General features: G+C 69.3%; 19 protein-coding genes. 6 read left to right on the plus strand and 13 right to left on the minus strand.

Annotated features, from left to right (window positions below; translation table 11 throughout):
- Positions 1-17: 17 nt before the first annotated feature.
- Positions 18-1,148, minus strand: coding sequence for an HAD family hydrolase (locus tag C8K30_RS14355; protein WP_158281012.1), 1,131 nt, complete (start codon positions 1,146-1,148; stop codon positions 18-20).
- On the opposite strand from C8K30_RS14355, the gene C8K30_RS30710 reads away from it, so the two are divergent.
- Positions 1,142-1,576: a hypothetical protein gene (locus C8K30_RS30710; RefSeq protein ID WP_158281013.1), complete on the plus strand. Its 435-nt coding sequence runs from the start codon at positions 1,142-1,144 to the stop codon at positions 1,574-1,576. The two genes, C8K30_RS14355 and C8K30_RS30710, sit on opposite strands and share 7 nt — an antisense overlap.
- A gap of 122 nt (positions 1,577-1,698) precedes the next feature.
- Complete coding sequence (locus C8K30_RS14365) at positions 1,699-2,877, plus strand: hypothetical protein (RefSeq protein ID WP_146197477.1); 1,179 nt, start codon at positions 1,699-1,701, stop codon at positions 2,875-2,877.
- On the opposite strand, the gene C8K30_RS14370 is transcribed toward C8K30_RS14365, so the two are convergent.
- From C8K30_RS14370 to C8K30_RS14385, 4 genes are all read right to left on the minus strand, one after another.
- Positions 2,857-3,417 carry an NUDIX hydrolase gene (locus C8K30_RS14370; protein ID WP_199230492.1) on the minus strand — a complete coding sequence of 187 codons (561 nt, stop codon included), beginning with the start codon at positions 3,415-3,417 and terminating at the stop codon, positions 2,857-2,859. The two genes, C8K30_RS14365 and C8K30_RS14370, sit on opposite strands and share 21 nt — an antisense overlap.
- 47 nt (positions 3,418-3,464) lie before the next feature.
- Complete coding sequence (locus tag C8K30_RS30335) at positions 3,465-4,286, minus strand: hypothetical protein (RefSeq protein WP_146197478.1); 822 nt, start codon at positions 4,284-4,286, stop codon at positions 3,465-3,467.
- Positions 4,287-4,400: 114 nt separating this feature from the next.
- Complete coding sequence (locus tag C8K30_RS14380; RefSeq protein WP_199230493.1) at positions 4,401-6,194, minus strand: zinc-ribbon domain-containing protein; 1,794 nt, start codon at positions 6,192-6,194, stop codon at positions 4,401-4,403.
- 371 nt (positions 6,195-6,565) lie between these two features.
- Positions 6,566-8,986 (minus strand): ATP-binding protein, encoded by a 2,421-nt coding sequence (locus C8K30_RS14385; RefSeq protein ID WP_108493608.1) that lies wholly within the window; start codon positions 8,984-8,986, stop codon positions 6,566-6,568.
- 268 nt (positions 8,987-9,254) lie between these two features.
- Here C8K30_RS14385 and C8K30_RS14390 point away from each other — a divergent pair, with 268 nt between their 5' ends.
- Positions 9,255-9,698: a hypothetical protein gene (locus C8K30_RS14390; protein WP_108493609.1), complete on the plus strand. Its 444-nt coding sequence runs from the start codon at positions 9,255-9,257 to the stop codon at positions 9,696-9,698.
- Between the two features lie 233 nt (positions 9,699-9,931).
- Here C8K30_RS14390 and C8K30_RS14395 read toward each other — a convergent pair whose 3' ends face one another.
- Positions 9,932-11,458 carry a peptide ligase PGM1-related protein gene (locus tag C8K30_RS14395; protein ID WP_146197479.1) on the minus strand — a complete coding sequence of 509 codons (1,527 nt, stop codon included), beginning with the start codon at positions 11,456-11,458 and terminating at the stop codon, positions 9,932-9,934.
- A 160-nt stretch (positions 11,459-11,618) separates the two neighbouring features.
- Between C8K30_RS14395 and C8K30_RS14400 the strand changes: the two genes are divergently transcribed.
- The 3 genes from C8K30_RS14400 to C8K30_RS14410 all read left to right on the plus strand — a co-directional run bounded on the left by C8K30_RS14400 (position 11,619) and on the right by C8K30_RS14410 (position 14,167).
- Positions 11,619-12,461, plus strand: coding sequence for a class II glutamine amidotransferase (locus tag C8K30_RS14400; RefSeq protein WP_108493611.1), 843 nt, complete (start codon positions 11,619-11,621; stop codon positions 12,459-12,461).
- Positions 12,458-12,883: a hypothetical protein gene (locus tag C8K30_RS14405; RefSeq protein ID WP_108493612.1), complete on the plus strand. Its 426-nt coding sequence runs from the start codon at positions 12,458-12,460 to the stop codon at positions 12,881-12,883. Before C8K30_RS14400 ends, C8K30_RS14405 begins: the two co-directional genes overlap by 4 nt.
- 93 nt (positions 12,884-12,976) lie before the next feature.
- Positions 12,977-14,167 carry a sodium:proton antiporter gene (locus C8K30_RS14410; protein ID WP_108493613.1) on the plus strand — a complete coding sequence of 397 codons (1,191 nt, stop codon included), beginning with the start codon at positions 12,977-12,979 and terminating at the stop codon, positions 14,165-14,167.
- 48 nt (positions 14,168-14,215) lie between these two features.
- Here the strand turns inward: C8K30_RS14410 and C8K30_RS14415 are convergent, their stop codons facing one another.
- The 7 genes from C8K30_RS14415 to C8K30_RS14445 all read right to left on the minus strand — a co-directional run bounded on the left by C8K30_RS14415 (position 14,216) and on the right by C8K30_RS14445 (position 25,413).
- Positions 14,216-16,987 carry a cation-translocating P-type ATPase gene (locus C8K30_RS14415; RefSeq protein ID WP_108493614.1) on the minus strand — a complete coding sequence of 924 codons (2,772 nt, stop codon included), beginning with the start codon at positions 16,985-16,987 and terminating at the stop codon, positions 14,216-14,218.
- A 154-nt stretch (positions 16,988-17,141) separates the two neighbouring features.
- On the minus strand, positions 17,142-18,989 hold the full coding sequence (locus tag C8K30_RS14420) for a translation factor GTPase family protein (protein ID WP_108493615.1): 1,848 nt from the start codon (positions 18,987-18,989) through the stop codon (positions 17,142-17,144).
- A gap of 118 nt (positions 18,990-19,107) precedes the next feature.
- A complete protein-coding gene (locus C8K30_RS14425; protein ID WP_132236678.1) occupies positions 19,108-20,028 on the minus strand; it encodes an OmpA family protein in 921 nt (306 codons plus the stop codon).
- Between the two features lie 5 nt (positions 20,029-20,033).
- Positions 20,034-22,562 carry an Hsp70 family protein gene (locus C8K30_RS14430; protein ID WP_108493617.1) on the minus strand — a complete coding sequence of 843 codons (2,529 nt, stop codon included), beginning with the start codon at positions 22,560-22,562 and terminating at the stop codon, positions 20,034-20,036.
- Complete coding sequence (locus tag C8K30_RS14435) at positions 22,555-23,181, minus strand: hypothetical protein (RefSeq protein ID WP_108493618.1); 627 nt, start codon at positions 23,179-23,181, stop codon at positions 22,555-22,557. The genes C8K30_RS14430 and C8K30_RS14435 overlap by 8 nt, the downstream gene beginning before the upstream one ends.
- Before the next feature lie 61 nt (positions 23,182-23,242).
- Positions 23,243-24,523, minus strand: a complete 1,281-nt coding sequence (locus C8K30_RS14440) for a hypothetical protein (RefSeq protein WP_108493619.1) — start codon at positions 24,521-24,523, stop codon at positions 23,243-23,245.
- Entirely contained in the window at positions 24,520-25,413 is an 894-nt protein-coding gene (locus tag C8K30_RS14445; RefSeq protein ID WP_108493620.1) for a serine/threonine-protein kinase, read from the minus strand. The genes C8K30_RS14440 and C8K30_RS14445 overlap by 4 nt, the downstream gene beginning before the upstream one ends.
- Between the last annotated feature and the right edge of the window lie 27 nt (positions 25,414-25,440).

A 25,440-nucleotide genomic window follows, 5' to 3' on the forward strand; every position in this document is an offset into this window, starting at 1 on the left:
ATCGAGGGGTCAGGTCTCTACAGATCGCTCAGGGGCAGTTCGAAGCCCGCCGGGCCGTTCCCATTGACGCTGCGCCACTGGGCGCGTCGGCGGCCCTCGTCCCCACGCGGGAACGGCAAGCCCGCCTCCAGTGCTGCGGTCTCGATCGCGCGCATGGTGATACCTACGCCGGATGGGATTGGAGCGTGCCTGACCCATTGACCGGCTTGGAGCGTCCATGCCTCGCAACGGGACAGGTCGGGTCCCGTGCCGTGCCACACCCGCAGGACCACGGGGCCCGGTGCACTGGCCTCGGCAGTAGCGATCTGCGCGGCCACCGGTGGCAACGAGCTGTCCACGTCCGGGACGAGCGAGCGCAGCACCGGCAGCACCCCGCTATCCGCGATGGTGCCGGTCGTCTCGTCGGCGGCGCTGCGGACGATCGCGGGCGCGTGCCCCATCGCGACCGAGCGCCCGGCCCACTCCAGCATGGTCAAATCGTTGATGCCGTCCCCGACCGCAACAGTGCAGTCGGCGGGGATACGCAGATGCTTGCGTATGTCGTCGAGTGCGACCGCTTTGTTCACGTCCAGCGCCGTTATGTCGGCCCAGTCGGCGCCCATCGGCGCGACCGTGACACCGGTCGCGGCCAGCGCGTCGGTGTATCGGCGGATGCCCGGTCCGGCGAGCACGATCCGGGTAGCAGGCTGTGCCGTCAGGTCGTCCAGCAGAGCGAGCTTCTGCTGCCCGTTGAGTTCCCCCGGCTCGAACGGCGTGCCCGTACGCCAGCCCCAGCCGACCTCTTCCACCGCGACCCGCACCGCCGGAACCAGGTCCATGGCGCGGCGGATCACCGGCCCGGGGTCGAACGTGCGGGCGGCAACGACGTCATACCCCGACGGCGCGGCCGGGTCCAGCCGTACGGTCACAGCGCCGTTGGAACCGACCGCCCACCCATCGGTGAGCCCCAGCCGCACCGCGATCGGGATGAGCCCGGGCAACGATCGCCCCGAGGAGAGCACCACCTTGTGTCCTGCGGCGCGGACCAGGTCCAGAGCCCCCACGGTTCCGGATGGCACCTTCCCGTCGACGTCGAGGAGCGTCCCGTCGATGTCGAGGGCGACGAGACGGCGAACTGTGGTGTGGGTGCTGGTGGGGCGTGATGTCACTGTTCCACTTCTCACTGACGGGTGTCCTGGGCGCTCTTGAACGTGCGGCAAGCGGCTCATTTCCGGTGCCCTCACTGGAGGAGTCCTACGGGCTGGCGAAGCACGGATCGGATCTGGACTTCGAGCCCGTCGACGATTCCGGTCCACAACGTGTGTCCGGGGACGAACATCCGATGATCCAGAGGGAAGTCGCACCCGACGGCCCGAGCGATCTGCTCGCCCTCGGCGAGGTCCGCAGGATGCAGGCAGATGCGGTCACTGGTGAAGGTGACCAGCTCGATCCGACCCATGCCGATGTCCGCCATCAGACGCGCGGCCACGGCGAGCGCGTGACCGATCGTTGCTCCGGCGTCTGTGCTGGTGTTCGTGTCGAACGAGTTCAACGTGATCACCGTCCTTTCTTGCCCCGGCTGAGGGGTGCCGTGTAGCCAAGGACCACTGTTGCTGGCGCGGCGCACCGTGGGAGGGGCAGACTGGGCGGCAGACTGGAGACCTGGGTCGGGCAGGAGCCGATCACCACACGGGATGCTTGGGAGGGGGTGGGGCAGCGGTGGCGACCCCCAACGAGCGTCTTCGGCGGCTCCGCACCGAGAAGCCTTCCCTCGCCGATCCGGCGCGGCCCATGAGCCGCGCCGAACTTGCCGAGCTGGTGAACCTGCACCTCTGGAGGACGACCGGTCGTCGCGCCGCCCTCGACGCAGACGCGATATCCCGGTACGAACGCGGGATCGTCAACTGGCCCAGCAAGACTTACCGGGCCGCCTTCCGTGCGGTGCTCGACGTGACGACCGACGCCGAGTTGGGCTTCTACCCGAGCCCACGCGGACCGAAGGCGCGACCGGACACAGCCGATGACGACATCATGGGCTGGCTCCAGCGCGCGTCGTCCGTCGACCAGACGACCATCACGACCATGGCGGCCCGGACGGAGGATATCCGCCTAGGTGACCGCGGACAGTCCAGCGTGGCGACGAGCCAAGCGCTCAAGGAGCACTTGGACGTCCTGTGGTCGCTGCGCGCATACAGCCTGGAACCGTCGATGCGCGAGGTACTGGCGAGCGTCTACAGCGATACCGCGTCGTTGGCCGGCTGGGTGTATCTGGACAGCGGGAACATCAAGGAAGCCTGGCGCTTGCATGAGGCGGCGAAGGACGCTGGTCGCGAGAGTTCGGCCAGGGCGGATCTCGCGCACGCCACCGCGCAACAGGCCTACGTCCTCGTAGATACGGATCAGCCCCAGTACGCGCTGCGCATTGCGGAGCACGCAATCACCGTCGGCGCCACGGCGCTATCCGGTCCAGTGCGGTCCTGGCTCCACGGGGTTGCGGGCGAGGTCGCCGCAATTGTTGGCGAGACGACCGCGAGCATGGAACATTTCGACCGGGCCGTAGCCCTACTGTCGGGCGACACGCGCGACCCGGACGCGCCTTACATCATGCTCGACGAATACAGCCTCGCCCGCTGGCGCGGAGCAGCACTCGCCCGCCTCGGCGACGAAGAAGCTATCGCCGACCTGCACTTCGCCCTGAGCGGCATGGATCCCAACCACCTACGCGCCGGGGCCCAGCTCAACGTGGATCTCGCGCATTCCCTCGTCGCGGCAGGCCACACGCCAGAAGCTGTGCAGGCGCTTGACACGGCTCGCGGGCTTGCTAAACGAGCCGGATCGGCGCGGCAGAAACGCCGAATCAAGAACCTTCAGTCACGTCTAGGCGTCCAGGCCAGCTAGGACCGCCAGAAGCCCGACGAGCGTTCCAGAGCCCAGCACCTCTCTGGCCCGGATCAGCTCTGCAATTCGCGTCAGGGAAACCCACTCGACTACGGCCGCTTCTTCGGCGTCCGTCGGTTCACCGATCTGCTCGGCGCCGTGGAAGACGAAGACCTCGTGCGGGGTATCCACCATCCCCGGCATCGGCTGAAAGCCTGCGACCGGGCGTCCCTCGCCCCGGGGCTTCCAGCCCGTCTCCTCGATGGTCTCCCGGACCGCAGCGACGTGTGTCGACTCGTCATGCCCAACGATGCCGCCTGGAGCGTCCCATCCGATCTGGTGAGTGGCGAAGCGGTGACGCCGCAGCAGCAGCACGTGTTCGCGCGCGTCATCCAGGACGATGGCGGTGGACACGGTCTGGAGTCGCACCACGTGGTGCCAGAACCGTCGGCCGTCGGGCGGTTCGATCTCCACCTGCACAAGCCGGACCCAGGGGTTGTCGTAGAGCAACCGCTCGCCGAACACTCGGGTCAGCGGCACACCGGCATCGTCGTCGCTCACGCTCCCACTCTGACACGTCATCAGCCCAAGTCAGAACCGGCCGAGGGCTATCGGCCCTCTCCTCTGCCGAGCGCTTGGATCAAGTGTGCGACACGCTGCTGATCGGGCATCGGCCAGTAGAGATGTCGCGGTTCGAACAAGCAGTGGAGGGCGCCGGCAGCTCCAAGTTCTTCAACAACTTCGAGTGGACTCGCGAGCAGCAAACCCAGTGGCGCCACGCGGTCGCGGGCCCTGAGGATTCCCTTGTCGCACGTCAGGAAGACATGCATTCCCGCTATAAGGGCATCCCGGACCAGTGCACGGTCGTTGCCCGCAGGCACCGCCGACAGTGCGTCGTCAAGGTCGTGATCTGAGATTCCCATCGGTAGGACTGGTTCCCCGTGCCCATCTTCGGCGTCCTCGACAAGAGAAATAGCAGCACAGAATTCTTCCCACGCATGAATACGCTGCTGCTTTCTGGTTTGGGCGAGCGGCTTCCTTTTCGAGTCGTCAATGACGCCCGGGAGAATGTGAAATCGAATGTCCCTTAGCACCCAAAGGCTAACGATCATCTGAAGACCTTCGAGTTCCTCTCCCTGCTCGGTGGGCATCAGTTCCGGTAGCGATTCGCCCTCCCAGAGCTGTACGCCAAATTCGAAATAGTCAACGAGTAAGTTGGTATCCCATGCCACTTGCAGCGGTCCTTGCCCGCTACGGCCGAGGAACAGCGACGGACCATCGTCGTACCGGAAGTGAGGCCCTTCGGGAGGGTGGACATCGCGCGGAAGCTGCAGCCCACCCGCTCGTATCCGACCGATCGTGTCGCTAGCGAGCCAGACGCCTTGTTCTTCCTGAGCGCTGGCCTGTCCGGTGCGGGCATGACGAGTCATGGGGCAATAATGGCACTTGGCAATGGTGCCGTGGGCCCGCTCCTACCGATGGAGTATCCCTACGACCGTGCCCTTGGGGCCCGGTTCGGGTTCCCGCATCGGCTGGCTGGTTCGCTACGGTCGCCGCTGCGTTCCAGCTGTAGGCAGCCAGGCGGCGATCTCCGCGATGACATTGGCGGGGTCCAGGGCCGCTGCATATACGACGATCTCGCGGTATCGCTCCGACTTGATTGTCAACGGCGGAAGTGGATGTTCGCGCAGACGAACGAGGTGATGTCCGGCGGTGAGCAGGTCAAAGGACTTCGCGACGTCGACGTCGGCCTTTTTTGAGTGCCAGTAGGACCCGTCGTACTCGATCACGAGGAGGCCACCGTCTGGTAGGTCGATCGTGACGTCGGGGTGCCACACAGCTCGGGTAGTAAACGCCCGGTGCCGCAGTGGCTTGCCGGAGGCGGCGTTGCCAAACCGATCGCGAGCGGCTTGGAGGATCTCTAGCTCCGGTGCAGATTTTCCGGCCTGCTTGCACATTGGGCAGCCTGATCCGGAGGTCCGTGAGGCCAGCGATGCCTCCCAGGTGTGCTCCTGGTCTTGTGGACAGACCCAGCGGGGTACGAACGACAGGGTCGCCGTGGGGCGCACGTGCCAGGCTGTGACGGGATTGTCAGGCGCCCACTGCTGAGCCAGTGCGGGAAAGTGGTAGGCCAGGGAGTCCAGGATCGTGCGGCACTCGGGGCAACGCAGTCGCTGGCGCTTGTCACGTTCGGCCGGTGTTGCCGTCCATTCGTGACCGCAGCTCTCCTCGCGCCACCACACGGTGCGTCTGGAGGTCGGTGGGATGCGAGCCTGGTCCAGGTCCTGGTTCTTCGTTGGGTGCCACTGGGCAGCGATCTCTGAGTTCATGCCGTAGGCGGCAGGGTCGGCTTCGAGTGCGGCGAGGGTGTTCTGGGTGGTGCGCTGTCCGCGGCAGTGGGGGCAGCCGGCGGTCAGATAGCGCAGCGGGCTCAGTCGTGGATGGTGCCCTGCCAGGCAGCGGAAGCGGCGTAGTTCCCAATCGCCCGCGACCATCACGGTTGCGGGGTCCGTTTCGTCGTCCCACGCCTGAAGAAGTTCCGGGAGTTCGCTAACCGGGGTGTGCTTGTAGGTGTTGATCGCGGCGCTCCATGCAGCCTGTCGTCGTGGCTCGCAGACCGGGCACTCAACGCCGCCGGTCATGTCGAGCACCCTCTTCTCAAACTGATGCCCACACTCGGGACATTGCCACCAGACAACACGCCGCGCCTTGGGTGTGGCAGTCGCCCACGACTCCGCGGAGTTGCGCGCGTGGTTCCACCAGTCGATTGCGGGGCTGTCCGAGTCTTTAAGCAGGACTTTTGCCTTCTTCGGCGACGCTTCGCTTGAGGCGCTGCGCCGAGGATTGACCTGACACTGGCAGCCCCAGCCGATGTCCCCCAGACGGCTGGCGGACAACCGCCCGCAGTACACACACCGCACATGATGTGGGTCGTCGGGGAGCGAGGGGTCGGTCAGCCTGCCGAGGTACTCGTATCCGTTCTTCTCGGCCAGCGCCCTTGCGTCTTCGATGAGTACGGACTCGGTGCGGGCGTAGGGGCCCTGCATATGGCGCGTCGTCGCGGCCCAGTCTCGCCAGTAGCAAGCACGGCACGTCGGTGTCTTGATTTTGTTGTTGTCCAGGACGTACACGAGCCGGTAGTGCGCGAGGCACCCGCATTGGATGCACCTCGTCAGCCACCATGCTGTCGGCCTGCCCGGGAACGGTTCCATGGGCTCAAGCCCTGCGACGGCAAGGATCGCGATGATGTGCTCATCGCACCACGCAGGCTTAGTCCGGGTCGTGAAGGCGGCGGGCGTCGAGCAACCGGGCTCGGCACATGGGGTCTGGACGGGCACAGCCGAAAGGTACGGCGCAAGCACATGCATTGTCTCGGAACTAGGAGAATCTCACCCATGTCGCGAGGAGGCGAACGCCCCAGCGCTCCGACCGAGAGTCGGGCGTCTGCGCGAGGATACGCCGCGTGGCAGTGGCAGTTGCAGATGACATCGTGGGGCGGGCGCGCGTGCACATTGGGTACACATGAACGCCGTCACGGCCCGTCTGCCACCAACTTCACCACCGCACCGTGCCTTTGAACAAACCCCGGAATTTCAACGATCTCGCGGTGCCCAACCAACCCGTCGGACACCGCGAGACATACCGGCGCACCCTCCGGGAGAACCCGGCGTACGGACCAGCTCATCCGCATTCACCGCTGCGAGCTGCGCTAGTCGGTCTGTTCGACCAGTGCATTCGTCGCGAACCATTTCTGCACGGCCGTCCAACTGCTCTGCACATCGTCGGCGTCCGGGAACAGGCGGGATCCCATGTTGCCGTAGTAGCGCAGGTGCTCCCGCAGCTGCCGCTGCTCCTCCACTCCGAGCGGCCCCTGCTTCAACCACCGCAGTCCGTAGATCAGGTACACGGCGTAAGTGTGCGGGGAGTGATTCTGAGGATTTTGCATGATCGGGACGAGCAGACCGAACGCTTCTGCGACTTGGATCGCCGCTTCCGAAGACGTCGCTGCAGTAAGGGCACGCTTAAGCAGTAGCATCGCCCAGGCGGTGTCAATCAGGACGTCGCCGCTGGCGAGGGCACGGGCTTGCCGAAGGAAGTTGTCTGCAGCGGACAGGTCGCCGTAGTCGGTCTCGAAGCTCCCCCGTTGCAGCCAAAAATGCGGGTCGCGAGACAGCCACGCCTCTGCGGCGCCGTAGATGCGTTGCACCTCGGCAGTCTCACCAACCTGCCTCTTCAGGTTCTGGTGGTTGATCAACCGAATCAGCAGCCTCCCATACCTGGTTCGGCGGGCGTCGAGGGGCTGGTAGTGCGCTGCGACAAGAAAGATCAGGTCCGTTATCCAGGCTTCGAGGAGCCCTTCCGCCCGGAAGTAGTCGACCGCCGACTCCGCGACCACCCGATGCCTGGCCTGGTAGCCATGCCCGGTCGGATGCAGCAGGCGGGAGCTCTCCAACCGCTGCAGCGCCTGGAGAGCATCGTTCGGTTCGTAGGTGCGGCCTGCGGCATAGAGTAGATCCTGCCGCGAAAGAGGCTTGTTGTCCGCCCACGCCGAGGTGCACACAACCCCGTACAGGGTCAGTTGGGCCCCTGTCAGGGAACGGCATTCTGCGGCGATCTTACTGTGGAAGCGTTCCCCAGACGTGGCCTCAATGAGAGTAACCAGCAGCTGCCGGTCGTCGTGTTCGGTGATCTTGCGGATCTGTTCCGCGTGGCTCAGCGCGACAAGTGCACCGAGCCGATGCCCGCGGTCGAGTTCGGCAAGCAGCGCGGCCGCGTCGTTATCGCTAAGGCGCGCCTGTTTCAGCAGCTTGTCCAACGGGAGCCGTTCGTCATATCTCAGCTGATAGAACCGGGCGCTTCGAACGCCGACCACGACAACGAGGGCGTCCACGTCCCGTTGGAGCCCGCGCAGCAATCCAGCGGCTTCTCCGCCAAACCGGTCGACGTCGTCCACGAACAGGTAGTCCGGTGCCCGGTCCTTTACCTCACGTCGCAGCTCAGCGATCGGCAATTCGGTCTCACGTCCCAGCCACAGCACAGAGTTCCCGCGAGCGGCGAGTATGGCAGCCGCCTTCATCAACGACGTCGTCTTCCCAGATCCGGCACTGCCGACCACACCGACGGTTCCCTCGCTCAGCTGGTCGATAGAGTCCGTGAGTTCGACGTCGAACTCGAACATCGCCGAGTACCCATCGGTGATGTCGCCCCACCTTGGCGCCGAACCGAGCAGGTAGTCCGGGCTGCCGGGCTTGGCGACACGAACACTTTCCGCCACGTCCTGGAGCGAGTCATCACCCGGTCGACGCTCCTTGATCTGTGCCGCCGATAGTAGTCGCGGCGCGGCTGGGGCGATGGTGGTGTCGAAGAACTCCTCTTCGGTCTGTCCGATGTGTTTGAAGTTCAGTCCGTCGAGCATCGCCTTCCGCCCAACATCCAAGCGCGGCGCGACAAGCCAGGAGCGCGGCCGCAGTTCCTTGGCTGAGCCGCGCTGTCCACGGAGAGTCAGGTAGTGCCAGAGCGGCGGTTCGTCCAACACCGACCCAATCACCACAACCGGGCGGGCGGCGAGATCCGCGACGAACTCCAGGTACCACGGGTCAGCGGCGGCGGTTCGGGCGGCAAAGTCCCACGGACCGAACGTCAGCTTCGGGAAGTCCTGCAGCCGGCCGTTGACGTGCACCACCGGGAGTCGGTCGCTGCGCAGCAACCCTGGCGTGGCATCTAGGGCGGACACGATCTGCAATCGGGAACCGGGCATCAGGTCAGCGACCGCTTCGTCACCGTCATCGATGTTGAGGGTGTAGATCCGATGCCACGGCAGCGAGAACCACGTCTTGTATCGCTCCGGGAGAAGATCCCGATCGATCCGAAAGTGCCGCTCCAGCTGATCCCGGAGCAGTTTTGGCGACTTCGCCATCGACGTGTCATAGACCATGCTCAGTGCCGTGTCGGGGTCGAACTCCTCGTCGACGCCGAACGCAATTGGCCAGATGCTCTTGGAGAGCTCCGAGCCGATCGGCAGCGAGTCACCGAATTGATCGGTCATGGCGCGGGAAAAGCCCGCCCCGGTCAGTAGCACTGCCTCGCCACTCAGGATGGCGTTGACGATCTGCGCGCCATCTATTGGCATGGCTTGTCAACCTGTGCGGCTTGGAATGCGCGCTTAGCGTCGTAACTGCTCATGTACCGACGGTGCCACGGCGCGAGGATCCAGTGGCCTCGACGCCGGGTGAACCTCCGGATGATATTCGCCCGGCGGTCACCGCAGACCGGCCGACATCGGTAGTGAGCATCGAGTCCGCAGACAGCCCGGTGGCCGATCCGTAGCCATCCGGAGTTCCGAGGCACAGCGTGCCCCGCACGAGTTACCCGAACAACACTCGAAGGAGAGAACCATCGTGGACACCAACGTCCTGGACAACGCACAGCGCGCCCGTCTCGTCGCAGCCATGCCATCGGGCAGTGACACAGGGGTCACCGAGATTCTGCTTGAGCGATGCAACACCCTGGCCGAGGCCGAGAGGATCCTCCGGCACGTGACACCAACCTTCCCCCTGCCACAGGCGGTCCCGCTGCCGACGTGGGTGAACGAGAACGGCTCCTGGGGCTGGGACGCCGACGAGCGGAGCTGGTCGCGCCCCGTGGCCCGCGCCGGTGCGAGTGGCTTCGCCATCGGCGCATTCCAGGTAGTGAAGGAGGACGGCGAACTCGCCGAGCTCTCTGCCCCTTCCCTCTTGCCCGCCTCGGACGATGAGGTCGCCGGGGTCACACCCCAGCAACTGGCGGATCTCGGGCAGTGGCTCATCGATGTCGCCGCGATCCTCGATTCCACCGAGGCGTAGGACAGCAAAACGAATGGGCCGGGATCACAAGGTCACCGGCTCTTCGGCGTCCCCGCTGCGTGGGCAGGCACCGCGTCGCCTTCGTGGTCGAGTCCAAGAAAAGTCCACAAGATGTCCGGCCACAGCCCGAATCGACCGGCACTGGCCAACGCAGAAACCGCTAGATTCCAACGATCCCAACGTGACCAGCACCGGCCGTCTGCCAGGTCCGACTTCGAGCTCTACTACGACATCTAGGCCTGTCGTTCGTCAATACCCCCGGATCCGAGCGTGGATCCGGGGGTATCGCGCGTCTCAGGGAGGCCCCGATCGTGACGCGAGGCGGGCGTCTCCATCGCGGCAACTGCCGCCCGGTGGAGCCGTTCGGCGTGGTCGGGTGAGCGGCCGATCGTCGTGAGTCCGATCCGACCGTCGATGTCGAGCCCGACGAAGCTGTGGAGGATCGCGCCGACTCCGGACCGTGGGTCGAACTCCAGCCCGGCCGAGCGGACGGCATCGATGACGTCGTCAGCGGCGCGCCCGCGCCAGGCAGGATCGACGACGTTGTCGGTCGAGCGGTAGCAGCGTTCAGAACCGTCCTCGGCCGACCAGCTGCCCGTCTCGGCGTCGTAGTGCCCTGGAACCAGGTTGTGCAGCAGGGAGAGCGGGTGCGAGGTGCCGGTCTTGCGCAGGTTGATCTCGAGGCCGTGTACCTGCCACCCCGACGAGGGGGATCGTGTTGCCGCGAAGTCGACGCAGAAGCGGCCCATCGCACCCTGGTCCGCGAGAAGCTCGCCCACGGCCTTGCCGTACGACATGAGGTGGCTGCCGTAGTCCGGGTTCGCCGGGAACCGACATCCCAGGTACACCTGTCCGCCGGCACCGCCGAGGAACTGTTCGTGGGTGGAGATGACTTCCACGTGGCGGACCGGTGCGATGTCGACCTGCACGCTGGGGCTGGCGAACTCGTGCCCGGTGACGAGCTCCTCGACGACGGCTCCGCCCGCGAGGTCGGAGAGGTACCACGGCTCCAGGGACTCCACGACCGCCCGCAGCTCGGCGGCGGTGGGCGAGCTCGCGAACCGGACCACGCGGTTACCGTGCCCCGTGCCGCTGTTGTCCAGCTTGATGACCACCCCGGCGGCGTCGGGATGCTGCCGCCTGATGGCCTCCGCGGCTGCCAGGACGTCGGCGACGGAGCGGACGTCTTCCTGTCCGAGCGGAATCGGCACTCCGGCGCTGCGCATGATTCTTCGGCCGTTGCTCTTGAACCCGAGCGGCCACAGGCGCGGCGCGGTGCCGTTGAGCGGCAGCCCTAGGCGGCGGGCGACGTCCATCTCCAGCTGCGTGACGTTCCACGGCTCGATATAGGCCAGGCGGCCGGACGTCATCGTCCGGATCCTCGCCATGAGGTCCGGCCGGTCCAAGAGCTTCGAGGTGATCGAACGCGGGGTCGGGTCGGGGACCTCGACGAGCCGGATCCGTGCCCGCGTGTCGTTTCGGCGGTCCGCCGGCACGAAGGACAGGTAGTACTCGAGCACGCGCTCCGTGGGGGCTTTGGCCGTCACGAAGATCATCTCCGACTCCGGCACCCGCGGAAGCATCAGCATGGTCAGCAGCTGTCGATGCTCCAGGGCAGGGATGCGCGCGCCGTACTGCGCCAGCAGCGACGGGTCCACGCTGTACGACGGGAGAACCACCACGGTGTGGGGCACGCGGGACCGGGGCTGGTTTGCCGACCTCGCGCGGGCCAGTCGCGCCTGTGAGTTGAAGGCTCCCATGTCCCTCCGATCCTGGTCTCAGGTGCTGGGGATCGCCGGGCGGGCGTAGGTCGACAGTGGGAGACCAGGCTATGGGCCCGTTGCGGGTTCGACCTCACCCACTTTGGATGACCCGCGGCGTCTGTCCCCGACGCACACTGGAACGGAGAGTGAGGTTGATATGTGTCGTTGGCTCGCGTATTCAGGTTCGCCGGTACTTCTGGAAGATCTTCTCTACAAGCCTGAGAACTCGCTCGTGGTGCAGAGCAAGCACTCACGGCTGGGCGTGGAGACGATCAACGGTGACGGTTTCGGTGTCGGCTGGTACGGCGCCCCGGAGACACCGGGCATCTACCACAGCACCGAGCCGGCATGGAACGACCGCAATCTGCAAGAACTCTCGGCCCATGCGGCCGCCGGGCGAGTCTTCGCTCACATCCGCGCGTCGACCGGCACGGCGGTCCAGCAGACCAACTGTCATCCCTTCCGCCACGGCCGCTGGCTCTGGATGCACAACGGGGCCATCGCGGACTTCAAGCTGCTGAAGCGCGATCTGGTCCTGGCCGTCGATCCTGCTCTCTACACGGAGATCGAGGGGTCGACGGACTCGGAGCTCTTCTTCTTCCTGGCCCTGACGTTCGGACTCGAAGAAGACCCACCGGCAGCAGTCGCCCGAGCAGTCGGTCTCATCGAGGAGACAGGGCGACGACACGGCATCCAGTACCCGATCCAGATGACGGTGGCCACCACCGACGGGACTACCACGTGGGCGTTCCGCTACTCCAGCGAGGGCATGTCCCGGTCGCTGTTCCACAGCACCGACATCTCCACGCTCCGCCTTCAGTACCCCGACAACCCCGTGCTGCACGAGCTCTCCGAGGACGCACGGCTCGTGGTGTCCGAACCGCTCGGGGGCCTGCACGGAGCCTGGCAAGAGGTGCCGGAGTCCACGTGCCTCGTCGTCCGGGGTGGCAGCGAGGAGCTGCACGGGTTCTCACCCACGCATGGAAAGGATCCGAAATGACTCAGCAACCCGCAGCGAGCCACCTGGCAGGTAGCGAAGCTCCAAGCGCCTGGGCAACCGGCTTCATCATCTTCGCAGCCGTGATGATGATGCTGTCCGGAGCGTTCCAGGCCCTCGCCGGGCTCGTGGCCCTGTTCGAGGACGAGTTCTACGTCACGACGTCCGACTATCTGCTGCAGCTCGACACCACCACCTGGGGGTGGATCCACCTGCTGCTCGGCCTGCTCGTGGTGATCGCGAGCTTCGCGGTCCTGGGCGGCAGGATCTGGGGTCGCGTCATCGGAGTCATCCTGGCCGCCATCAGCGCCCTGGCGAACTTCGTCTTCATCCCCTACTACCCCGTGTGGTCCCTGGTGGTCATCACCCTGGACGTGTTCGTCATCTGGGCGCTCACCGCGCACGGACGCGACATCGTCCGATGACAGCTCTCTGAACGGTCGGCGACGACGAACGGTCGGCAACGACGAACCGTCGGCGACGACGCCGTGCCCGTCGGGTGAACGGAGAGCTGTCGCGTGGAGATCCTGCCGGTGTGCGTGGCGCTCGCCACGATCTTCGTCTGGTGCGCGCTGGCCGGTCGTCTCGAACGCACGGGCCTGACCGCTCCGATCGTGTTCGTCGCGGCCGGCTTCGTGCTGGTCGAGGTCTTCGATCCGCACGACCTCGGTCTCGAACCTGAGCTGGTCAAGCTGATCGCCGAGGTGACGCTGGTCTGGATCCTGTTCGGGGACGCTTCCGGGGTCCGCTGGCGCGAGTTCCGCCGCGACCTCGGCACGTACTGGCGCCTGCTCGGGATCGGGCTCCCCCTCACCATGGCGCTCGGGACAGGCGTCGCGCTGGTGGTCCTCGGCCTCGACCCGTGGCCCGCCCTGCTGGTCGGCGCCGCACTCGCACCCACCGATGCGGCCCTGGGGGCGAGCGTCATGTCCAACCAACGGGTGCCCGGCAGGGTGCGCAGCGCACTCAACGTCGAGAGCGGGCTCAACGACGGGATCGCCACACCGATCGTCCTGGTGGCCATCGCCGGAACCGCGGCCGCCGAGGGGATCACCGGGGTGGAGAGCCCGGGGCGCGCGGTGCTCTCGCTGGTCGTGGGAGTCGCGGGCGGCGCGCTGATCGGTGGGCTGGGCGCCTGGGCGACCAAGCGAGCCCGGGACCTGGGATGGCTGCGCGACAAGCTCGACGGGGTCGCTGTCCTGGCCCTGGCTCTGCTCGCCTATGCCGGGGCCCTGTTGATCGACGGCAACGGCTTCGTCGCAGCCTTCGTCGCCGGGTTGGTCTTCGGCAACGTCGCGGGGCGCCGCCAGGAGGAGGAGGTGACCTTCGTCGAGCAGTCCGGGAACCTCGCCTCGATGATCAGCTGGCTGGTCTTCGGTGCCCTGGCCGTGCCGGTGATCGTCGAGCGGTGGAGCTGGAGCGTGCTCGCCTGCGTCGCCCTGAGTCTCACGGTCGTGCGCATGCTCCCCGTCCTCGTGTCGTTGCTCGGCGCCGGGTTCGACCGCTATTCGGTCGCCTTCATCGGCTGGTTCGGCCCCCGTGGGCTCGCCTCGGTCATCTTCGCCCTGCTCGCCCTGGAGGGACTCGGGGACGCCGGCCAGGAGGTCGTCGCCGTCATCTCGCTCACGGTCCTGGTCAGCGTCGTCGTCCACGGGTTCAGCGCCAGACCGCTGTCGACAAGATTCCCCGAGGTGTCCAGGACGGCCTAGCGGCCCGTCAAGACGGCGCAGCCTCCCGCACCGGGCTTCGACGCCGCGTCAGGCCGCCCGCGCGATCACAGCCCCGGGTACGGTCCGGGCCGCACCGACGTCGGCCGCGCGCCGGCGGAGGAAGAGCTTGATGATCTCCTCGACGACGAGCAGGCTCGCCGCGAGCGCGAGGCAGATGCCCCACTGCCCCGCGTCGAGCTCAGTGGTGCCGAAGATCCGTTCGAGCAGGTCGATGGTCGTGACCAGCACGATGGCCAGCAGTGCCAGGCCGTAGCGGCGCAGCTGCGCGACTCCGGGCACCGCGTCGCGGTCGAAGATCGTGCCGAGCTGGTCGCGGGAGAGCAGACCGGCGATCACGTGGAAGATCGACAGCGTCGTGAGCAGCATGGTCCCCGCGACGACGGGGCCGCCCGGACCGACGCCGATCTGGTAGGCCACCAGCGAGCCGGCCGTCATGACCGCGCCCTGGATGCATAGCCGGATCCAGCTGGTCCGGGACAGGACGGGCGCGCTGACCGGGCGCGGGGGCCTGCCCATCAGGCCCTTGGTGGCCTGGTCGAAGCCGAGCGCGACAGCGATCGGGATGTCGATGACCATGTTGAGCCACAGGATCTGCAGCGGGTTCAGGGGCGTGCCGGCCGCGATGTTCAGGACGCCCGCGACCAGGAAGATGGCGATGTACGCCACCAGCGTGGACATCTGGAAGCGCAGGTACTTCACGAGGTTGTCGTACAGCGAGCGGCCGTAGGAGACGGCGCCCACGATGGTCGCGAAGTTGTCGTCGGTCAGGATCATCACCGCGGCCTCCTTGGAGACCTCGGTTCCGGTGATGCCCATGGCGACGCCGATGTCGGCGGCCTTCAGCGCGGGCGCGTCGTTCACGCCGTCGCCGGTCATCGCGACGACGTCGCCCGACCGCTTGAGCAGCTGGACCAGCCGGATCTTGTCCTCGGGCGCGACCCGGGCGACCACCCCGATGTCGTCGAGCTGGGCCAGGAGCTCGTCGTCGCTCAGGGCCGCGAACTCGGCCCCCGTCAGGGCCCGGCCCTCGATGCCGAGCTCCCCGGCGATGGCGGCAGCGGTGGTGGCGTGGTCACCCGTGATCATCCGGACCCGGATCCCCGCCGAGTGGCACTCCGCGATCGCCGCCTTGGCCTCCGGGCGCGGCGGGTCCACGATGCCCACCATCGCCAGCAGCGTCAGGTCGGTGACCAGGCCGATCAGGTTCCCGTCGCCGCCCGGTCGCGCGGCGTCGAAGGTCGCGTGGTCGAAGTCGCGCTGGGCGACGACCATCACGCGCTCGCCGGAGTTCGCCATCCGGTCGTTCGCCTCGAGCGCCAGGCCTCGGTTCTGGTCGGTGATCGGCACGATGGTGCCGTCCGGGGTCCGGTAGGTGGCACCGCGCGCGACCAGCACGTCCGGGGCGCCCTTGACGTAGCAGCGCACCACGGGGCGCCCGTCGTCCGCGGTCATGTCGTGGAAGGTGGCCATGAACTTGTACTCGGAGTCGAACGGCACCTCGGCGACACGGGGAAAGTCCCGCCGGGTGGCGTCGATGTCGAGCCCGCCCTTGGCGCCGAGCACGATCAGCGCGCCCTCGGTGGGGTCGCCGATCAGGCTGTCGCCGTCGAGGACCGCGTCCGCGCACAGGATCATCGGCAGCAGGTACGGGTCGAGGTCGATGTTGGAGCCGCCGACGTGCCGGATCTCGCCGGCGGTGCCATAGCCCTCGCCCGTGACGGTGAACCCGTTGTAGCCGGGGATCGCCAGCTCCCGGGCGGTCATCTTGTTCAGGGTCAGCGTCCCGGTCTTGTCCGAGCAGATCGCCGACGTCGCACCGAGCGTCTCCACCGCGGGCAGCCGCTTGACTATCGCGTTGCGGCGCGCGATCTCGCGGGTGCCCATGGAGAGCAGGGCCGTGACGACGGCGGGCAAACCGGTCGGGATCGCGGCCACCGCGAGCGCCACCCCGGTGATGAACAGGGTGTCGAACGACTCGCCTCGCACCAGCCCGAACACCACCACGAGGACCAGCGCGACGGCCGCGATGGACGCGATGATCCTGGACAGGCCGTCCAGCTGCTTCTGCAGCGGCGTCTTGTCCGCCTCGGTGCTGGCCAGCAGGTCGGCGATGTGCCCGATCTCGGTGTTCATGCCCGTCGTGGTGACGACAATCTCGCCGCGGCCGCGGGTGACCGAGGTGTTCATGTACGCCATGCAGGTCCGGTCGCCCAGCGGCACGTCGTCGCCCAGGACCGGGTCGGTCGACTTGCTCACCGGGAGGCTCTCCCCGGTCAGCGCGGCTTCCTCGATCTCCAGGGTGGCGGCGAGCATGACGCGGCCGTCCGCCGGCACCCGGTTTCCGGCCTCGACCAGCACGACGTCGCCCGGCACCAGCTCCCCTGCGTCGATCTCGACCGCCTGGCCGTCGCGCCGGACCCGGGCGACCGTCTTCATCATCTGCGCCAGCGCGGCGACGCTCTCCTCCGCCTTCGCCTCCTGCCGAAGGCCGATGACCGCGTTGAACAGGGTCAGTCCGGCCAGCACCAGGGAGGTGCCGACGTCGCCGGTGACCAGGAGGTTCACCACCGCCGCCACCAGCAGGACGATCTGCATGAAGTCGCGGTACTGCCGCAGGAACGCCTGCAGCCCTGACTCCTTCTTCGCCGCGGTCAGGCGGTTCGGCCCGTACGCCTCCAGCCTGCGGGCCGCCTCGGCGACCGCGAGCCCCTGCGTCGCGTCGACGTGGAGCCGGTCGGCGACCTCGTACGCAGGCGTGGACGCCGGGTCCACCGCGATCCGCCCCACGGTCCGCGACATCGACGCCTCCAACGCTCCGCCGGGCGCGCCCGAAGCCGGGCGACGCCTCCTCCGCAAGGCACACGATGGTTGACCGGCGGCCCGGAGGCCTCCCCCGAAACGGGCGATCGTCGCGGCGAGCCGCTCGACGCCTCGCGTCCACAGGGCGCCAAAGTCACGACCGCGTCACCTCCCGCACCGGCTCGAACCGGTCGTGCTCCGTGCGGCACATGCCCTCACCGCGCGTCAGGCCAGGCAGGTCCCGCTGCAACGCGGCAACGGCTCCGGCCGGCATCTCGCCGCGCACGACGGCAATCCCCGCGGCCGTGGCGCGCGACTCGAACGGCACCCCGCCCAGCCGTCCCACCAGCGAGGCCACCGGTCCGACGGCGTCGTCCGGCACCTCGATCACGAACCGGTGCACCGGTTCGCACACCACCGTCCCCGCCCGCCGGAGAGCCGTCGCCAGCACGCGCGGTGTCAGCCCGCGGAAGTCGGCCCCGGTGCTGGACATCGCCTTGTTGAACTTCTGGTGCATGTGGCTCTGCCGCGGCGCGTAGCCCGAGTGGGTCATTGTCACGCGGGCGTCCGGGACCGGGAACCGCAACGGCCCGCGGGCCAGCTCCCGGCGGACGGTGTCCTCGGTGGCGTCGAAGAAGGCCGGCGGTATGGACCCGCGCTCGCATTCCAGGTCGAACGTCACGCCCGCCCCGACCGGGACGGGCTCCAGCCGCAGCCCGATCGTCGCCAGGAGCTCGTTGCCGTCCTGCTTCATCACCTCCAGCGCGTGCCCCGTGCCCGTGAGCCGCTCGGTGCGCGCCGTCCGGACCTCGCCGAACCGCGCGTCCACCCCGTACTCCCGCTGCAGGACGGCGGCCAGCACCTCGCGCTGGACCTCGCCGTACAGCGACACGGTGATCTCCTGCTCCCGCCGCCGCACCCGGATCAGCGGGTCCTGCTCGGCCAGCTCGGTGAGCGCTGCATACAGCCGCCCGCGGTCGCCGGGGGCGGCGCCCACCACGGTCTCGTACGACGGCGGCGGGAACTGGCTCACCCGCTCGTCCCCTGCCCGCGCCCGCCCGACGACGTCGCCGACGCGCGCCGTCGACAGCCCGTGCACGACGGCGATCTGGCCGGCCCGGGCGGTCGAGCGCGGCTCGAGCGTCCCACGGGAGGCGACGCCCAGACCGGTGATCCGCTCGGCCCGCCCGTGCCCCAGGTCGAGCCGGTCGCGCAGCCGCAGCGCGCCCGCCCGCATCCGGACGAACGCCCGCTTGCGGCCGGCCTCCCGGTCGATGGCGAAGACGACGCCGGACGCTTCGCCGCCGTCGGCGCTCCGGTCCGCGCCGCCGTCGGCGCTCCCGCCGGCGTCCACCACAGGCAGGTACGTCCCGAGTGCGGCCGCCAGCTCGGGCACGCCCACGCCCGTCACCGCCGACCCGAACAGCACGGCGTGGGCGCTCCCCCGCCGCGACTCGCCCGCAAGCCAGTCGCGCAGGCCGTCGTCCGGCAGTGGCTCCACCCGGGCGGCCGGGGTCCCCACGGCAAGCACCCGCTGGACGGGCAGCACGTCGGGGCTGAGGCGGCGCGCGACGGCGTCGACCACCGCCTCCGGGCGTGCCCCGCGCCGATCGATCTTGTTCACGAACACGATCACCGGCAGCCGCAGCCGCTGCAGGGCCCGCATGAGGACGAGGGTCTGCGCCTGCACGCCCTCGACGGCGGACAGCACGAGCACAGCGCCGTCGAGCACGGTGAGGCTGCGGTCCACCTCGGCGATGAAGTCCGGGTGGCCGGGCGTGTCCAGCACGTTGATCGTGACGTCCCCGGCGGGGAACGACGCCACCGACGCGCGGATGGTGATACCGCGCTCGCGCTCCAGCGCGAGCGTGTCGGTGGTGGTGTCGCCGCGGTCCACGCTGCCCGGGCGGTCGATCACGCCCGAGTGGTGCAGCAGGCGTTCGGTCAGGCTGGTCTTACCGGCATCGACATGGGCGACGATCCCGAGGTTGAGGTACGACAAGGGTTGTCACGTCCGTGGTTCGGTGGGTCAGGGCACGGGGCGTGACAGCTGTCATCGGAGTTCCAATCTCTCGGGTCGTCCCCACCATGCGCCGGGGGCCGCGATCAGATCAACGGATTTACGGCACCACCTCGAGCGTCACCGTCACGGTCTGGTTCCTGGTGCGGTTCGCCTCGTCCGTGTTGGGGTACGGCGGGTCGACGTCGCCCGCGCTGGCCACGTCCACCGCGCTCAGCGGGATCCCGCTGCCGGAGGAGACCACCTGCGCCGCCGCGAGCGCGCGCGCCAGGCCCACCTCGGCGTTGTTCGCATAGGGGCTGCCGGGCACGGGCGCGGTGTCGCTGGTGTGGCCCACCACCGTCACCGAGACGTCGGCGAGGCCGCCGAGCCGGCCGGCGAGGCCGGTCAGCGCGTCGTCGCCGCGTGCCGACGTCTCGGCGCCACCCGCCTGGAACACCGGGTCCCGGAACGTGAGCACCAGCGATCGCGCGCCGAGCGTGGTGGTCCACCGCGGGTCGGCGAGCGCCTCCCGGATCTGCCGGAGGCGGTCCTGCGCCGCCTGCTCCGGCGCCGCACTCGGCGTCGTGCTGCCTGGTTCGGCGGCGACCGCCGCGCGCAGCTCGCCCATCTCGTCGCGCAGCCGGGCGAGCTCCTGGGCCACCGCGGGGTCGGTGGTGTGCTCGTCCGCGGGTCGTGGGGCCAGGCTCCAGCCGGCCGCGGCCCCGCCTGCGGCGAGCAGGAGGCCGACGACGGCGGCGCCCGCGGCCGCACCTGCGCGCGGGCGCCGGCCGGCCCAGGTCGTCTGTATCCGGCGTCGTCCTTCGCGCGCCCCGCCGTGTTCGGGGTCGAGCTGCTCGACGCGGGCCCAGCACGCGTCGGCCCGGGCGAGGTCGCCGCGCTGGGCGTGGATGCGCGCGAGCAGGTCGAGGACCTCGACGTCGTCGCTGTCCTGGCCGCCGACCGTGTCGAGCAGCCGCCGCGCCGAGTCGTAGCGTCCGGCGCGGGCGTGCTGCGTGGCTTCGGCCACGGTGCTGTCCACGGCGCTCATCGTCGGCCGTCCCCGCGCTCCAGGCGCCCCAGGTTCCCCGAGCCGTACAGCTGCTCCGGATCCCCTTGGCCGACGAACCGGTACAGCTTGGCGTTGATCCTGTCGAGGCGGCTCAGGTCGCCGGCGGCGACCGCCATGCGCCCGTCGGCCAGGAGGCTCTGCACCTCGCGGCGCGGGTCGCCGTCGAGCTCGCTCTCCAGTCCGCTGAACCGGACCAGCGGGAGCTCCCCGCTGTCCTGGAGCACCCGGATCGCGATGGCCCTGACCTCGTCGGTCCGTCGTTCGATCACTGTCCGGTTGCCGTCCGCTATGGCATCTTCGAGGTCGGCCTGCGCCCTGCGGAGGTCGGCCGCGTGCGAGCCCCCGCCCGCGTGCTCGACGACCTCCTGCGCGATGCTCTGCGCGGCGCGGCCCTCCTCGACGACCTTGGGCAGCGCCAGCAGCTCGTCGACCTCGTCCAGCGCGGTGTCGGCGCCGAGCAGCCGCGCCTGGCAGGTCGCCACGGCGTCCTGGTCGGCCTCGGCCTGTCGCAGCTGCCGGTCGATCTCGTCGAACACACCGTCCGAGTCCAGCCGGTCGAGCCGGGCCGACGCCTCCGTGGCCCCCATCTGGTCGGCCTGGCCGCGCAGGTCGTGATAGCGGGCGTCGAGCGCCGCGCGGGTCGCCTTGAGCTCCTCGATGTCGGGCAGCACGGGGCGGGCGAGGTCGACGTCGATCGGGAACTCCGCGTCGAGGAAGGGGACGAACGCGTCGGCCCGGATCCGGAAGCTCGCGTCGACATGGAGCGTCACCTCCACCTCGCTGCCCGCGGGGAGGTCGCGCTCGACGTCGTGCGCGCGCAGGTCGAGCTGGCCCACCACCGTGTTGCGGTCGGCCCGCGGGTGTTCTCCGGACAGGATCGGGATGCGGATCAGTCCGTCGCCGGACAGCCTGTCCACGGCCTGCGTGGTCCGCAGGCCGTGGATCCGTCCGGTGCTCGGCAGCTCGGTGTTGCGCCGGACCAGGGGCTCCACCGTGTTGTCCACGAGGCCGATGCCGAGCGAGTGGCTCGCGGTCGGGGCGCCGCCCATCCCGCCGCTCTTGCGCTGGTACGTGAGGCCCGTCGTGGCCGTCTCGACCTCCGACCCGGCCGGGTCGCGCAGCGTCACGGTGATCGAGTGGGTGGTGAACGCGTCGGCGAGCAGCCGGACCGAGAACGACCCGTCCGCGCGGAGCGCGACGGCTCCGGTGCTCCAGACGGGGGCTGTGGTCGTGTTGCGGAGCTCGACCGTCCAGCCGGACCAGTCCCCGACGCCGTCGGCCTGGGCCCGGCCGCCGACCAGCGGGTCGGGGTCCAGGCCCGCCGGCGTGTACTCGAGGTTCAGCCGGATCCCGCCCAGGGCCTCCGGTGTTCCGTCCCCGACCCCTGGGGGAGTCCGCTGGGTCGCCGCGTAGACGGCCGCGCCGCGGGCCACGACGGTCATCGGGTCCAGGCTGTGGTCGAGCGGGATGCCGAGACCCTCGACCGGGTCGGTCAGCATCTCGCGCACCAGGGTGAGCTGGGACGAGCCGCCGACGAGCAGGACCCGCTCGAACGCCTCGGGCCCGATCCCGCTCTCGGACAGCGACTGCCGGCACAGCCGGATCGAGCTGGCCACCAGCGGCCGCGCGACGCTGTCGAGGTCGGCACGCGTCAGCTCGCAGAAGAACTCGACCGAGCGGCCGGTGTCGATCGTGACCTCCGCCTCGATGTCGACGGTCTCCTGCTGGGACAGCTCGACCTTCGCCTCCTCCGCCAGGTGCTTGAGCTGGGCGAGGGCGCCGCGGTACCGGGGGTCGTCCAGGGTGGCGTCGCCGAGGCCGGGCTCCTGGCGCAGGCGCGGGAAGAGGTGGTCCTCGACGAGCGCCCAGTCGATCCGCTTGCCACCCAGCGAGTTGTCGCCGGCGTGGTTGACGACGAGGAACTCACCGTCCTCGATCTTCACGACGGCGGCGTCGAACGTGCCGCCACCGAAGTCGTAGACCAGCCAGAACCCCCTGTCGGGCACGTCCGTGGCGTCTGCGGTGTACGCCCACACGGCCGCGGTGGGCTCCTGCAGGAGCGGTGCCTCGCGCAGCCCGGCGAGCTCGGCGGCCCTGCTGGTGGCCGCCGTCTGGTCCGCCGTGAACGCGGCCGGGACCGTGATGACCGCGGTCTCGATCTGCTCGCCCGTCCGGCGCTGCACGTCGCCGCGCAGCGACTTGAGCACCTCCGCCGACATCTCCTCCGGCGACATCGTCCGGCCCGAGTCCTCGAACAGCTTGTCCTGGTCGTGCCGGCCCATGCGCAGCTTGAACTCCGCGCACGAGTTGCCCGGGTCGGACACCACGCGGTCGTGCGCCACCTGACCCACGCGCACGTTCCCCGAGCGGTTCACGTACACGGCCGACGGCGTGAACTCCAGGTTGCGGTTGTTGCGGATCACCTCGGCACTCGCGCCCTTCGCCACGGCGACCGCGCTGTTGGTGGTGCCCAGGTCGATCCCGATGTCGATGGTGTCACGCATCGTCCTGTCCCCTCTGCTCGCTTGCTGCCTGCTCGCGTACTGCCTGCTCCGGCACCGCCACGATCACTTCCCCCTCCTGGATGACGCGCCCCGCGCGACGCACCGAGGGCCGAACCGTCTCGATGACCGTCTCCTCGGTCACGTCCGGGGCGTCCTGGTAGGCCAGGACACGCAGCTCCATCCCCACGTCGAACCGGATCCCGTCGTGGCCGTGCGCCTCGATCCCGGCGGTGGTGAGCCGGTCCGCGGCGGCGCTCAGGTAGCGGCTCGCCCAGCGCACCGCGCGCGGCGCGTCCCGTTCCGCGTCCGGACCGTCCACCTTGCGGCGGGCGCGCCAGATCTCCGTCACGAGGTCGGCGAGCACGGGATCCGGCAGATCGGCCGGTTCGGGCGGCCCGCCGTGCCCGGCCGTGCCGGGCCCGGCGGACCCGCCGGCCTCCTGGCTCGACGTCGACGGGTCCGGATCCGGGGCCGGTTCCAGCAGCGGTTCCGGATCGAGACGGCGCCCGACGCCGTCGGTCACGAGCGGCGCGATCCGGAACTCGGCCGGGAACCGGCGCTGCCGGGACCGGGCCCACAGGCTCGAGGCGCTCTCCCGGCGCCGTGCTGCGGCGTTCACTCATCCACTCCTTCACGTTCGTGTGTGTGCCGGCGCGCGGGGCCCCGGTCTGGCGCGGACCTCACAGGTCCTGGAAGAACTCGATGACCTGCGTGACGAGGCCCACCGCCATGAACCCCCCGAAGACGGCGCCGGCGAGGGCCCAGATCGGCCCGACACCGAGCACGCTGCCGAGAAGCCAGAAAGCGCCCACCGCGCCGGCCAGGAACACGACGAGGAGCACCACGCAGCCGGGCTCACCGCGCTGCGCGCCACGGCCGTCGAACCGGCCGCGGCCCCCGGCGGCGACGTACGCCGCGAGCTGCTCGAGATCGGCGATGTTCTTGTCCAGGAGCGTGGTGACCGACTCGGACACCGCCTTGGCGCGGGCCCGGCGGAGCAGCTCGAGGGCCGGTCGCGCGCGTACCGAACCCGGCCCCGACGCCGTCTCCATTGCCTCGTTGACGTACGCGATCACGCGGTTGTTGGCGGCGTGCGCCACCTCGTCCCGGCAGGCACCGGCCAGGTCGTCGTCGGCGCCCAGCACCGCCGTGATCGTCGTCAGCGCAGCCGCCGTCCCGTCGAGCAGCTCCTGGGCCGCCGAGAGCCCGGCGGCGGGGTCCGAGCCCTGCGCCGTCTCGCACGCCGCCCGGACCCGGCCGGTGAAGGGCTCGACGGCCGCACGGGCGACCTCACGCACCTGCCTCGCCTCGAACCCCGCTTCCTCGACCGCGTCCATGTGCAGCTCCGTGTCCGACGGAGCGACGGCGGCGGCCCGCACCGCCAGCCCGACGGACGCGCCGATGACGTGCTCCGGCAGCCGCTCCCGCAGTGCGCGCAGCACGGCGACGGAGAGGCGCGGGTCGTCGATCTCCGCCGCGCGCCGTCGTACCCACTCCCACGTGTCCTCGGCCGCGAACGCAAGCGACCAGAGGTTCGTGCTCACCTCCCAGTCCGTCCATGCCGTCTCGTCGGCCACACTCCCGTCGGAGGCAGTCGCCTCCAACGCGCGGCAGTGGGCGAAGACCGCTTGGTCGCGCAGGTACCCGCTGTCCGGGTTCGCCGCTTCCGGCCGCAGCCAGAACAGCTCGTGCACGAGCCGCGCGAGCGGGTCGCGCAGCGCCTCGAAGGCGGCACGCTGCGCGTCGGCGTCGTCCGACGGCGGCAGCGGCACGTCGCGGTCGGACGCCGGCGGCACGTGGTACGGGTTTCGCAGCTCCTCCTGGTGCCGGCGGATCTGCCGGGCCGACGCGTCGGCGGACAGGCCGGTGACCCGGAACGCGTTGTTCCGGTACAGGCCGTGCCCGTCGAGCTGGCGCAGCACGCGATCGATCTCGCGTGCGACGTCGGACGCAGTGCTCATCGTGGCGGCCTCACATTCGGGGCGTCGGTCGGTCCGGGGCGGTGCCGGGTCTGCCATGCGGTCAGCTCCTCGCCGAGCTCGGCCGCGTCGGCCGGCCGGCGCGGGAGGTCCGGTTCGAGGGCGCGCAGCACTATCCGCGCCAGCTCGTGGTCCACGTCATGGTTGAGGTCGTGCGGCGAGATCGGCGGCGCGCGGTGCAGGGCACCGAAGACCGTGACCGGCACGTCCGGGTAGGGCAGGACGTCGGTCAGCAGGAGGTAGCCAACGGTCCCGACGGCGTACACGTCGCCCGCCGGGGAAGCACCCTGTCCGTATCGCAGCGCCTCGGGCGCCATGAACGCGAGGGTGCCCTCGGAGCTGGTCAGGCCGGTCCGCGCGTCGACCCGCCGGGCGAGCCCGAAGTCGCCGACCCGGACCCGGAGCCGGCCCTGGTCGTACCCGACCAGGACGTTCCACGGCGTGATGTCGCGGTGCACGATCGGCGGGTCCTCCCGGTGGGCCACGGCGAGACCGGCGCAGAGCTGCACCAGGATCTCGACGACGTCGTCCACCCGCACGGAGCGGTCCGGGCGCGACCGCCGGTAGTCGTCCAGGTTCCCGGCCGCGACGTATTCCATGGTGAAAAACCCGCGGTCGCCGGCGGGCGTCTCGACGGTGCCCGCCTCGAAGACCCGCACGATGTTCGGGTGGCCCAGCTTCGAGAGCAGCACGGCCTCGCCGAGCATCCGCCGCGTCTGCGCGAGGGTGCCGACGCGCTTGAAGACCTTCATGGCCTGGCGGCCCAGGAACCGGTGGCGGACCCGGTACACCTCGGAGTAGGCGCCCTCGCCGAGGTAGCGCTCGACCTCGTACGTGTCGCCGATCCGACGACCGTCGGTGAGTAGGCGCACTAGCTCTCCCTCCCCCGAGCCGTGGTC

This window comes from Promicromonospora sp. AC04, assembly GCF_003058225.1.
In the GTDB taxonomy this organism is placed as follows: Bacteria; Actinomycetota; Actinomycetes; order Actinomycetales; family Cellulomonadaceae; genus Promicromonospora.

Excerpts from the sequence above, each read along its gene's own strand:
- C8K30_RS30710 (WP_158281013.1), top strand. The coding sequence starts at position 1,142 with ATGTCACTGTTCCACTTCTCACTGACGGGTGTCCTGGGCGCTCTTGAA.
- C8K30_RS30335 (WP_146197478.1), bottom strand. The coding sequence starts at position 4,286 with ATGACTCGTCATGCCCGCACCGGACAGGCCAGCGCTCAGGAAGAACAA.
- C8K30_RS14385 (WP_108493608.1), bottom strand. The coding sequence starts at position 8,986 with ATGCCAATAGATGGCGCGCAGATCGTCAACGCCATCCTGAGTGGCGAG.
- C8K30_RS14395 (WP_146197479.1), bottom strand. The coding sequence starts at position 11,458 with ATGGGAGCCTTCAACTCACAGGCGCGACTGGCCCGCGCGAGGTCGGCA.
- C8K30_RS14400 (WP_108493611.1), top strand. The coding sequence starts at position 11,619 with ATGTGTCGTTGGCTCGCGTATTCAGGTTCGCCGGTACTTCTGGAAGAT.
- C8K30_RS14405 (WP_108493612.1), top strand. The coding sequence starts at position 12,458 with ATGACTCAGCAACCCGCAGCGAGCCACCTGGCAGGTAGCGAAGCTCCA.
- C8K30_RS14415 (WP_108493614.1), bottom strand. The coding sequence starts at position 16,987 with ATGTCGCGGACCGTGGGGCGGATCGCGGTGGACCCGGCGTCCACGCCT.
- C8K30_RS14430 (WP_108493617.1), bottom strand. The coding sequence starts at position 22,562 with ATGCGTGACACCATCGACATCGGGATCGACCTGGGCACCACCAACAGC.
- C8K30_RS14440 (WP_108493619.1), bottom strand. The coding sequence starts at position 24,523 with ATGAGCACTGCGTCCGACGTCGCACGCGAGATCGATCGCGTGCTGCGC.